Below are 12149 nucleotides of genomic sequence, written 5' to 3' on the forward strand. Positions count from 1 at the left end.
ACAGACAACAACGAAAAAGCATGAAGGAATCCAATTCTCCATCCCCTTAATCCAAATTTAATCAATTTGCCGTCGACTTCAGTCGACGGCAAGGGGATTCTTGTTAGTAGCCTGGGTTTTGGGTTAATGTGGCTTTGCCATTTTTTGTGCTGTAAACAATCGCCTGCTGGGGGATTGGATAGTACTGGTGCCGCTCCTCGAATTTGGCCCCGCTGTAATAGGTGCGCAGGTTCTTTTCCTTTTCGAGATAAGTGTTCAGGACTTGCATAGCAATTCCCCAACGAACCAGGTCGAAGAACCGGTGCCCTTCCATCGCGAATTCCAGCCGCGTTTCGAACCTTACGGCTTCGCGCGCGGCGGCGGCGTCTTTCCAAGGCTCATTGTAAAGCCCCACTACGTAATTGGCGGCAGCCTTACCAGCATCCGTTTTTACAAAACCATCTGGATTAGCGGCTCGTTTACGGATCATATTGACATATTCCCGCGCTTTTTCGAAGTTGCCCAGTTCTACTTCGCATTCGGCCAGCCACAGCAGCACATGATCGTAGCGGATGAGCCGGTAATTATTGGTGCTCAGGCGCGGATTGCCCGTTTTGCCGGATTCCGCTTTGCTTACAATCTGCTTTTTGGAAGAATACGGCCCCGCATATGACTGATCACGGATCCAGAACCGACCGGGATGCACACCCCAATCGATGTAAGGAATGCCGCGGCGACCGAGCGTCCAGTCCAGGCGGGCATCGAGGCGGCCCGTGTAAGGCTCGAATGGTGCGGAAGAAAGCAAACCTTCGTCATTCTTGACATTCTGCTCATTGAATGTCTTGATCAGCGGTAAGCCCTTTTCATCCGTTTTATAAGCATTCACGAGGTTCTGCGATGCCTGGAAAAACCCGCAGCAGCCACCCGGGCCATTCGGGTACATATAGGTAAGCTCGTCGCCCGCGTTCCCGCCCGAGCCGTCGGCAGCCGTTACGGTGTATTGTACTTCAAAAACAGATTCGGCATTATTTCGGGTCTCGGCGGCGAAATTATCGTGGAAACGCTCCATCAGCTTGTACTTTCCGCTGTTGACCACTTGCAGCAATGCCTCTTTTGCAGCCGTCAGGTGCTGCGCATTCGGCTGGCCTTTCGGGAAACCCTGGAACATATGGCATTTCCCGAGGTAGGCGTAAGCCGCATTTTTAGTAGGCCTGCCGGGGTCGGTTTGCGAAACCGGCAGATTTTCAGCCGCAAACCTGAAATCCGCCTCGATTTTAGGCCAGGCGTCTTCGGTATTGGGCAGCAGCACGCTTTCCGGGTTTTCCGGGTCCCAGGTCTGCTCGTCGAGGTATGAAATATTGCCCCACATTTTCTTTGCTTCGAAATGGTAATGCCCGCGCAGAAACCTGGCCTCGGCGGTAATCTGCATTTTCCGGGCATCCGACAGGCCCTGCACTTTCGGTAGCGATTTCAAAACGTCGTTCGTGCGCGCGATGCCGTCGTATAGCGTGCGCCATTTACCATAAATATGGGTATTGGTCGAAAGCCACACGTAGCGTTCCAGGAACGTTTGCTCGGGCTGGTCGCCGGCGTCGGAACCTTTATAGGCGTCGTCGGAAACGACACTGCCGAAAATCCAGTTGGAAACCGCACCGTGCCACGAGGTAACGCCGCTGGTACCAATGCCGTCGAGCAATGCATATGCGCCCACGAGCGCGCCCTCGATGCCCGAGGTAGTGAGGATAATATCAGGACTGTACTGCCCCTGGGGCCGCTTTTCGAGGAAATCGTCGCCGCAGGAGGTTGCAATGAGCAGTAATACCGGTATGAATATCTTTTTCATGGGTTCGATTTTAAAAGCCGAGACTGATACCTACGATGAATGATTTGGGTGTCGGATAAACTCCTTCGTCGACGCCGATCTGGCGGTCGGAGCCGCTGTTGAAATTGCGGAGGTTGATTTCTGGGTCCAGACCGGTGTATTTCGTGAAAGTCAGCAGGTTTTGTCCCTGAATGTAAATCCGCAAATGGTCGGCGCCGATTTTGGACAAAACCGATTTTGGCAGGGTGTAGCCGAGCTGGATATTCTTGAAACGCAGGTAAGAACCTTTCTCCACGAAGTAGGTCGAAGGCTCGCCGCTCTGGGCGTCGTTGGCATCGAGAATAGGCAGTTTCGCATTTGGATTATCGGGCCGCCACGAATCGTAGAGCATTCTTTTGGAACGGTTTCCCTGGAAAACCTCGAAGTCGGTCCAGTAGCGCACGTGGTTGAAAATGTCGTTCCCCTGCACGCCTTGCGCGAAAATTGCGAGATCGAATCCCTTGTAGCCCACATTTACATTGAGGCCGTAGGTAAAATCCGGGTGCGGGTTACCGATGTAAGTCTGGTCCTGTGCATTGATCACGCCGTCGCCATTCACGTCGCGATACTTGAATTTACCCACACCTTGCGTACGCTTCCCGTCGATATAAATGTTCGAATCGTAGTAGCCGGGGAATTTCGCGTGATTTTGTACTTCTTCCTCATTCTGCATGATGCCGTCGATGATGTAACCGTAGAACGAGGAGATCGGCCGCCCCGCAATCGAGCGCGTCACCGCCGGTGTGCGCAGCGAGAAGCCGGGCAGGAAGTCGTCGGGGTTTTGCGGATCGAGGGCGATGATTTTGTTGCGGTAAGTCGAGAAGTTGACACCGACGCTGTAAGTCAGTTGCCCGTCCAATGCGTTATCCTGGTAGTTCAAAGCCAGGTCTACGCCGCGGTTTTGCATGGAAGCGATATTCTGGGAGGGAATCGCGGCGTCGCCGAGCCGTGGATCGTAGGCTTTGGTATACAACAAATCCTTCGTCTGCCGGTCGAACACATCCAGGCTCAGATCGAATTTGCCTTTGAACAAATTGGCGTCGATACCCACATTGACTGTCGTCGTTGTCTCCCATTTGGCATTAGGATTACCGAAACGGGCGAGGTCGAAGCCCTGCGTGTAGCCGATCGGACTGCTGCCGAGGCCGTAACCGCTGCTGTTCGGATTGCTTTGGTAGGTAGAGAATGCATTAAAATCCCCGATTTCCTGGTTACCGGTCTGCCCCCAGCCTGCGCGTATCTTCAAATCACTCACAAAATCGACGCCCGACATGAAGCTTTCCTTCGAAATACGCCAGCCTACGCTTGCCGCCGGGAATGTGGCGTAACGCGATGCCGCCTGGAACCGCGAGGACGCATCCCGGCGCACGGTCGCTTGAAGCAGGTATTTGTCGTCGAAAGCATAATCCACCCGCCCGAAATACGAGAACAGCGACCAGGACGACGATGCGTAACCGCTGTTGGTAGCCGTAGCCGGGTTACCGGCGTCAATGTACCGCAAATCGATGTTGTTGGAAAAGAAACCCTGCCGGTAGGCATTCACGAAATCACCGAAGGAATCAATGGATTCGAGGCCGACGAATGCATTCAAATGGTGCGCCTCGCCGAATGTTTTGTCATAAGTAAGGGTGTTGGTCCAGGTCCAGGAATAGCCGTAGCCGCGGTTTTCGCTCAGGCTGTTCACATTGGTCCCGTGCGCGAGCTCTATTTCGACCGGCGTGTAATATTTCCCGGCGGAAGCCGTCAGGTCGAGCCCGAAACTGGTTTTGGCTGTCAGGTTTTTGAGAATATCAAACTCCGCATAAGCATTACCGAACAAGCGAAGGTCTTTATATCCATTATCCTTGTTACGTACCAGCTGACCCACCGGGTTGTTCGCATTACCGAGGTTGCTACCGAGCGTCCCTGCGAAATTGCCGCCAATGTCGTACACCGGAATGATCGGCTGTGCGCGATAGGTGTTCGAAACCTGGCTCGTTTCGCTGTTATTGCCGTAGTTACCTTGCCGTTTTCCATAAGCCACCTGCAAGTTCTCTCCAATTCGCAGCTTCTTTTTAATGGTAAACTCCGTATTCGCCCTTACGGAATAGCGTTTGTAGCCATTGTAAAGCAAAATACCCGTCTGGTTGAAATAATTGGCCGAAAACGAATACCGGCTCACCTCCGATCCGCCCGAAACGCCCAGTTGGTAATTCTGAATGGGCGCGTCGTCGAAAACTTCGCGCATCCAGTCGGTACCTTGCTTGTTGGCTTTGGTAATGGAGAATTTGGTTTTGCCAAACTGCGGGTCGGTATAGCGGTCGTAGCTGTAATTGGCTGGATTTACCCGTGGGTCCCCTTCGGAGGCACCATCGGGAATGATGTAATCCGGGATCACCGGCGTAGGCCCATTACCATATTGCGAATGCTCGGGATTACCGGTTGTCGGGTTCACCACATTGGCATTCTTCTTGCTCCGCCAGAGGTATTCGCCATACTCCTGTGTATTGAGCAAATCCATCGTTTTGGCCAGCTTCTGCACGCCGTAATAGGCATCGAATGTCAGCTTCGGTGCACCGGATTTGCCTCTTTTCGTCGTAATGATCACCACCCCGTTCGCCGCCCGCGAACCGTAAATGGAGGCCGAAGACGCATCCTTCAATATCTGGATCGACTCAATATCGTTCTGGTTGATCGTATTGAGGTTACCTTTGGTAGGCACGCCGTCGATAATGTAGAGCGGGTCGTTGTTCCCGAGCGTACCATACCCGCGTACACGTACGGCCACACCCCCACCGGGCGTATTATCCGTACCTACGGTCACGCCCGCGGCGCGCCCCTGCAACTGCTGCGCGAGGTTGGTAGCGGGCACCGAAAGCAGCTTTTCCGCATCGATCACGCTCACCGAGCCGGTAATATCCCTCCGCGACTGCGTGGTGTAACCCGTCACCACCACCTCACTCAATGCCTTGATGTCCGGATCGAGGGCGATGTTGATCACGGAGCGGTTCGCCACCGCAATTTCCTGCGAAACATAACCTACAAAACTGAATACCAGAACAGCTTTGTCGTCGGGTACCACGAGCTCGAAACTGCCGTCGCCACCGGTAATGGCGCCCTGCTGCGTACCTTTCACGACCACGCTCACACCCGGTAGCGGCTCCTTGTTATCCGAGCCTGTCACTTTCCCTTTTACAGGAATATCGACCTGGTGCAAATACGGCAATGGCACAGGTTCGAGCAGTTTGGGTGAATCGGAAAACGATTCGTCGGGCTTGCGGATCAGGATAATGTAATTGCCTGACACAGAATAGTGGATTTGTAATGGACTAAGGAGCTCCTTCAATACTTTGCTCAGCTTCTGGTTCGAAGCTTCCACGGTTACTTTCTGGTTGGAAATCAGGGATGGAATGTACGAAAACTTGACTTTAGCATTCTTTTCAAGCGTCGTCAGCACCTGTTTCAGGTCCTGCTGCCTGGCTTGAAGCGTGACCTCCCGGTTCAGGATTTCCTGTGCCACGCCGTCGTTGGCGAGAGCCAGGCTCTGAAAGAAGAGTGACACCAGAAATGGTATGCATGTAACTTTCATCGCAGCTACCAAATATTTAAATGGTAAACTATTTTTTTTCATACTTTTACGATGGTTTTTGGGTGTTCACAAACGACAAAGGCCTTCCTCTCTCCCTTTTCGGGAGCTTTAAGTTTCGCTTAAATTCAGGGGAATTTTCAAAGCCGGAAACGCTGGACCCGTTCCCGGCTTTTTGCTTTTTATAACTGGTGTTTAATCATGCAGTAAGGTTTAGGGGTTCAGGAATAGGTAATGCTATCGGCAGCCTTCGCTGGAAATGACCACCTGCCCGTCGCTGACACGGTAAGCGGCCCCGAGGGTCTGCGTAATAATGTCTAGTTTGGTAAAAAAAGGCTCGTTACTGAGCTCCACGCGAAGCGAGCATTTTTCCATCACCGCCGCGTCATACACGATCGGAATGCCATACACTTTTTCCAAAGCATAAAATACCTTGCTCACAGGCTGATTTTCAAATACAAACCCGGCTTCCGCATCGGGCTTGATGAGTTCGAGCGGCATGTTGGTAATGGATTTCGAAATCACATTGTCCTTCACGGAGAATATCGCCTGCTGGTTGGGCGTCAAAAGCAGCTCGGTATTGCGGTCCGTCGGATTTTCGATGTCTTTCAAAGGCAGTACCGATACCCTTCCGCTTCTTACGAGCACTTCCACGTTCGTATCGGTCGCTTTAACCAAAAAACTGGTGCCCAACACACGGGTCACCAGGCCATTGGCGTACACAAAAAAAGGATTTTGCGGGTCTTTGGTCACGTCGAAAAACGCCTCACCCGACAGGAACACCTCGCGTTTCTTATTGTGGACAAAGTTTTGAGAATAGGTAATGCGCGCACCAGGACTCAGCCGCACCTCGCTGCTGTCCGGCAACCGAAGCCGCATTTCCTTTTCCAGGTTGTTGACTAGTTCCTGCGTTTTCGAATCCGGCCGAATAGCCGCCGGATAATTCGCACGGCCCGATCGGGTCGTATCCCTGTCGGCAGCAAAATAGAACCATGTCAACCCTGACACTAAGGCCGCAGCCGCGGCGGCTACCGAGAGATATTTTGTTATAGCAAAACGTCGTTCAGTCACTTCCGTATGCGCCTGGGTGGTATGCAAAATGCGTTGTACCTGATCTTCCAGCTGCTGGTCGGTCACGATGGCCGAATGCTCCTGCCAGGTGAGTACCAGCTCCCGGGCCTGTTGCATGATCACTTTTTTATCCGGATAGAGGCGTACGATCTCTTCCCAAAGTCCTTCGGTGGCATCGGCTTCGCCAGCTACCCAACGGCGGAAACTGTCGTCTTGCAGGAAGTCTTCCAGATCGTAATCTTTATAGTATTTCATAACAAAACACCATTTGGTGTGTTTACAGGGAGGATAATCGGTAAATGCTCCAATCATCATCGAAAAAAGTAAACTATTTTTCCGACGCCGAACTAAAAGCATTCAAAGCATTGATATTCAATAAAATAAAATCATGAAAAGCGAAGGCAAAATCGTATGCCACTTGTCCCGGAAAAGCCGCAAAGCCTGCGAGAGCAGATTTGCAACGGCTGGTCGTGAAATGTCGAGCACTTCGGCGATCTGCTCGTGCGAGAGGTTTTCGAAGAATTTGAGGTGAATGATTTCACGCTGGCGGGGCGTCAGCGAATGCAGTACCGTCCCGATTTGCAGCTTACGGCGCTCATCGGTTTCGGTGGAGATCAGCCGGGTTTCGATATCATCCTCGGCATCCCGGTTTTCATGCCAGCTTTCAAACGGCGTAAGCGCGTGCGTCCGTTCGATCTCTTTCAGCAGCCGGTTGCGAAGGCTTTTCAGCAGATAAGGCCTGATTTTGTCGGTGTCGGCCAGAAATCGCCTGCGGTCCCAGAGAGAGGCGAAAAGGTCGTGAATGCAGTCGTTCAGCGTATCGCGGTCGTGGATAAAGCGGGAGCCGTATTCGAACAGCGCACGAAACTCACGCCGGATCATGTCTTCAAAAACGGCCGCGTCGCCATTTTTGAACTTCTTCCAACGTTCCAGGTCCTGCTCCATCGGTCAGCCAGTGTACAAAATGAGTGCTACGAATGATCGAATTTCTTTATTAAGTAAAATTTTACCCGGAATTACTGCAAAAAAGAAAAATCCTCCGAACAAGGAGGATTTGAATGTATAGACAAAGTTGTTTTTACCGTACGATAACCAGCTTTTGCCCGGTACTTTTCGGCGCCGTTTCACTGGTAGCGATGAGGTAAGTCCCGTTTTCAAGCCCTGCCAACCCGATTTGCCCTCCGGACACCCGGGTCTTTAACCTCAACCGACAGGTAGTGGTCGGAATACATTTCATACAAGCCATCCGTCGCCTTCAAGGCTTTTTGTAACCTTTCGCCGCATCATCCACCACCAGCACCCAATCGTGGCCGTAGCCCGAGGTAGGCGGTACAAATTTGTTTACCGATTTATTGTCAAATTTCCCGGCGTCCCGCACCTTGCCGTTGCGCGGATCGTACCAGAATGCTTCCAGGTTTTCGCCGGAAATTTTGCCGGGGTTCACAGAGAATGGTTTGCCCGATGCCGTGTACACAAAAAGGTAATCCTTCCCGCGCGTCGCTTGTACGCGATCCGGCGCGGACAATGCATTTTCGACGACAATGGATTGGTCAGGAACACGGTCGGTGATCGGGCGGGACTCTATCAGTTTCCTTACATACTTCATCTCCAATGCGCCGGGCAAATCGAGGGCCTGTTGCCAGAATATATGCGGGCCATTCACGGCCTCGCGGTTGGGCGAGTACATTTGCCAGATGTCGTGGCACCCGTACGTATGCCCGAATGCGCCCGCGAACAAATCCAGGTAGGCCGATTTACGGACATCGTAGGCGCTTGAAGTACCGTTTTCCTTCACATTGAAACATACCGGGTGATCTTCGTAAATAGGTTCCGCGTCGAGTACGGGCTTCACGAGCGTGCGGTTGTACGAGCGCTGGATGTTATCGTAAACGGGTGAATCGCGGCAATGGCCGGTCTGGAACATATTGAAATCGAACCACTCGTCTTCGTGGAACCACTCGCTCGACCCCTCCTTGTTCGGCTGCGGATGGTAGGTCATCAATGCCTTGTCGTGGCCTCCTACCCCTTCGGCAATGCCGGTGGCCATGGAACGCCAGATTTCCACGTCGCGGCTGTCCTTGCGCGGCTGACGGTCGCCGCCGAGCACCCAAATGACATTCGGTTTGGCCTTGTAGCGGTTACCGAGCCATTTTCCGTAGGCTTTCGCGTTGCTTTCATTGAAAATTTCAGGACCCTTGCCCCAGGTATTTTTAAAAACCTTGTCGCCCCAGGTAGGTAGAAAGGCGATGGTCAGGCCATAAGTTGCGGCTTTGTCGATAATGTAGTCGACGTGTTTGAAGTAGTTTTCATTCGGCTGCGTAGGGTCATTATTCACCAGCGGTTTCTCTCCATAAGGGTTAGGCTCTCCCAAACCGTCGAACTCGGCCAGCGCTACGGCCTGGATAACGGTAAAACCTTGTTCGGCTCGTTTTTGGAGGTAATAATCGGCATCGGAGCGGTCGAGACGGTGAAAAAGCTCCCAGGCCGTATCGCCAAGCCAGAAGAAAGGTTTGCCTTCTTTAAGTAAAAAGCGTTTGTTTTCGCTTACCGTATAGTGTTGTGCGCGTACACCTGCGAGCGAACAGCAGAGGACTGCCAGAATGAGGAGCCAGTTAGGTTTCATGGAAAATGCCGGATTAGCTAAGTATGATCAATGCATAAAGCAGGGAGCGATCGATTCTTAACATCCAGTACCTGAATAATCTAACAAAAAAATGAGTGACACGCCGCTATCGAAACGCATGACAGCCAGGACGCCCGGATAAAAATTTTTACTAGCCCTTAAATAATTGCAATCATCTCACTTTCAACGGATTAATCTAATTAATTATACATATTTTACAAGATTATACGTAGAATAATTATGACCGTTAAGTAATTTATTTCATCGAAATGGTGATATATCACTAATATTGAAGTACTATTTTTACATAACCTAAACCAGACGTACCTCCCTATGAAAATAACTTCTACATCTCCCGTTGTTACCCTTACAATTTTACGGGTATCTTCTTAGCAGGATATACACATTCCCGTCCCATACTGCTCATCAACACCCGATTCTGACTGCACTTCATCGATACTGCCGGTAACCGGCAGAGCAGCGTCAATACTTTATATTATCCATCAATTAAACCATTTCTTTTATGGCAGAACCGTTTCTTTCTGAGATCCGAATGGCCAGCTTCAACTTTGCACCAAAAGGTTGGGCTTTGGCAAACGGGCAATTCCTCCCTATCAATCAGAATCAGGCTTTGTTCGCACTCCTGGGTACCACCTTCGGAGGAAACGGGCAAACCACCTTCGCCTTGCCTAATTTCCAGGGACGCGTTCCTATTCACGTCGGTAACGGGTTTTTGCTCGGACAAAACGGCGGACAGGAGAGTCACACACTCAGCATCGGGGAATTACCTCAGCACACCCACGTTGTGCAGGCACTCGACACGGGTAACGCCGATTCCAACGTCAGCACTCCCGCCAACAACTGGTTTTCCAACTCCAAACCGTCCAATCTGTATTCCGACCAGATCAACCGCAATCTGATCCCGATCAATCCGCAAGCAGTGACGCCGGTCGGAGGAAGCCAGGCCCACACCAACATGCAGCCGTTCCTCGTCATCACCTTCATTGTGGCGCTTCAGGGTATTTTCCCGAGTCCTAACTAATTAACCCGCTTATTTCATTTATCACGTAAAAAAAGAAAAGACATGGCACAACCCTATGTAGGAGAAATAAGAATGTTTGCGGGGAACTTTGCGCCCGCAGGTTGGGAGTTCTGCTCGGGACAATTATTACCCATTTCCGAAAATGAAGTGCTTTTTCAATTGATCGGAACCACTTACGGTGGTGACGGTGAGTCTACATTTGCGCTTCCTAACTTACAAAGCCGCGTACCGGTTCACCAGGGTGGCAATTATCAGGTGGGGGAAGCTGCGGGAGTAGAAGAAGTTACTTTGACGACCAACCAAATCCCGAACCACACCCACGGATTTATGGTTTCGACGGACATCGGCAACGTGCCTAACCCGGCCAATGCCGTAGTTGCTACGTCCACCAAGGCAAAAATATTCTTTTCAGATCCTCCATCGACCTCGATGGCGCCCAATATGGTAACGGTGTTAGGTGGCAGCCAACCACATACTAACATACAACCGTTCCTCTGCATAAACTTTATCATATCACTTTTCGGAGTATTCCCATCTCAGACCTAGGTCTCGCTCCTGCTGAGTATATGTAAAATTTTAAACCCAAAGAAAGATCATGGATCCATTTGTTGCTGAGATAAGAATCTTCCCTTTCAATTTTGCCCCGAAGGGCTGGGCCTGGTGCAATGGCCAATTATTGCCTATTTCACAAAATACCGCGCTGTTTTCGCTGCTGGGCACTACCTATGGAGGAGACGGAAAATCGACCTTCGCGCTACCAGACCTTCAGGGTTCGGTACCAATGCACCCGGGCCAGGGCCCGGGACTATCGCTCCGCGACCTCGGAGAGGCCAGCGGCAGCGAAACAGTCACTTTGCTTGAGTCGGAAATACCTTTGCATAACCACACAATCCGTGGCGTACAGGATAGTGCCGAAACCTCGACACCGAGTGGTACGGCCCTGGTTTCCATTTCCCAGGAAGGTAGCGTATACCTGCCGGGAAACCCCAATGTAAACATGGCGATCACAACGCTCTCTATGACGGGTGGAAATCTGCCTCATAATAACATGCAGCCTTATTTAACCTGCTATTTTAACATTGCAATGCAAGGGGTTTTCCCGCCGCGTCATTAATAAAGTACCCTGAATCACTTGTTTACATTTTTTTGATTACCATGAAATTCACGCTTTCCAATACGAACCTTTCATTGAGACCCATTACATCCCGGGATCTGCCCATGCTTGAAAAGATTTACTCGAGTACGCGCGACAGCGAAATGGAAAGGCTTACGAACTGGACAGATTTGATGAAATATGAGTTTCTGTCGAGCCAGTTTAATGCACAGCATGAATACTATCAAAAAAATTATACAGGTGCCGATTTCTGGGTAATAGAATCAAAGAACAAAACTATCGGGAGGCTATACCTTCACGAAAACTTCCAGGGCAAGGGTATGCGGATTATTGACATTACCATACTTCCGGAATACCGGAACAATGGTTTGGGACAGGGTATTTTCAGGGACCTCATGAACAGGGCCGCCGGACTCGCGCGGCCGCTGACCATACATGTGGAAACTTTCAATCCTGCCAAAAATCTGTATACCCGCCTTGGATTCAAGACAATCAGTGAAACCAATGGAGTTTATCATTTAATGGAATGGAAGCATACGACCTAAGCAAAATTACCATCGACGATTTCAGCAAGTACCTTAATCAGACGCTGGACGTGCGTTTTACAGATGCACAAACAACACCGGCGGTCTTGACCAGAGTTACAGCGCTTAACAGCTACACACCCATTGAGCGCGGCCCTTTCTCAGTGGAATTACAAACCACCGGGGACCACACGCACCGACCACAGGGCATCTACCAAATCCTACATCCGGACATCAAAGAGCTTGATCTTTTCTTGGTACCAATTGGTCCGGATGCTAGCGGCATGAGGTATGAGGCCGTGTTTTCATAAAAGCATAATACTTTACAAATGAACAACTTATGATAATGAAAAAAAGAAAAATACATACA

The 12149-nt window shown here is 50.8% G+C and carries 10 protein-coding genes; 5 read left to right on the forward strand and 5 right to left on the reverse strand.

What is annotated here, in order from left to right; translation table 11 throughout:
• Positions 1–103 precede the first annotated feature (103 nt).
• The 5 genes from BMW93_RS14225 to BMW93_RS14250 form a co-directional block, all read right to left on the reverse strand.
• Entirely contained in the window at positions 104–1822 is a 1719-nt protein-coding gene (locus BMW93_RS14225) for a RagB/SusD family nutrient uptake outer membrane protein (RefSeq protein WP_090377050.1), read from the reverse strand.
• Between the two features lie 10 nt (positions 1823–1832).
• Positions 1833–5408 (reverse strand): TonB-dependent receptor, encoded by a 3576-nt coding sequence (locus BMW93_RS14230; RefSeq protein WP_229240433.1) that lies wholly within the window; start codon positions 5406–5408, stop codon positions 1833–1835.
• 234 nt (positions 5409–5642) lie between these two features.
• Positions 5643–6731 (reverse strand): FecR family protein, encoded by a 1089-nt coding sequence (locus BMW93_RS14235; RefSeq protein ID WP_177194087.1) that lies wholly within the window; start codon positions 6729–6731, stop codon positions 5643–5645.
• 117 nt (positions 6732–6848) lie between these two features.
• Positions 6849–7421, reverse strand: a complete 573-nt coding sequence (locus BMW93_RS14240) for an RNA polymerase sigma factor (RefSeq protein ID WP_090377057.1) — start codon at positions 7419–7421, stop codon at positions 6849–6851.
• 310 nt (positions 7422–7731) lie between these two features.
• The gene (locus tag BMW93_RS14250) at positions 7732–9099 is read right to left on the reverse strand and encodes a glycoside hydrolase family 140 protein (RefSeq protein ID WP_090377064.1); all 1368 of its coding nucleotides are present in this window, start codon (positions 9097–9099) and stop codon (positions 7732–7734) included.
• 523 nt (positions 9100–9622) lie between these two features.
• Here BMW93_RS14250 and BMW93_RS14255 point away from each other — a divergent pair.
• From BMW93_RS14255 to BMW93_RS14275, 5 genes are read left to right on the forward strand one after another with little or no spacing between them, the layout of a single operon-like run.
• Entirely contained in the window at positions 9623–10141 is a 519-nt protein-coding gene (locus BMW93_RS14255; protein ID WP_090377067.1) for a phage tail protein, read from the forward strand.
• Positions 10142–10183: 42 nt separating this feature from the next.
• Positions 10184–10687: a phage tail protein gene (locus tag BMW93_RS14260; protein WP_090377070.1), complete on the forward strand. Its 504-nt coding sequence runs from the start codon at positions 10184–10186 to the stop codon at positions 10685–10687.
• A gap of 49 nt (positions 10688–10736) precedes the next feature.
• Positions 10737–11255: a phage tail protein gene (locus BMW93_RS14265; RefSeq protein ID WP_218147693.1), complete on the forward strand. Its 519-nt coding sequence runs from the start codon at positions 10737–10739 to the stop codon at positions 11253–11255.
• Between the two features lie 41 nt (positions 11256–11296).
• Positions 11297–11800: a GNAT family N-acetyltransferase gene (locus tag BMW93_RS14270; RefSeq protein ID WP_090377688.1), complete on the forward strand. Its 504-nt coding sequence runs from the start codon at positions 11297–11299 to the stop codon at positions 11798–11800.
• A complete protein-coding gene (locus BMW93_RS14275; RefSeq protein WP_090377075.1) occupies positions 11782–12090 on the forward strand; it encodes a DUF6916 family protein in 309 nt (102 codons plus the stop codon). The genes BMW93_RS14270 and BMW93_RS14275 overlap by 19 nt, the downstream gene beginning before the upstream one ends.
• Positions 12091–12149: the final 59 nt, after the last annotated feature.

The sequence above is a fragment of the Dyadobacter sp. SG02 genome, assembly GCF_900109045.1.
Classification (GTDB): Bacteria; Bacteroidota; Bacteroidia; order Cytophagales; family Spirosomataceae; genus Dyadobacter.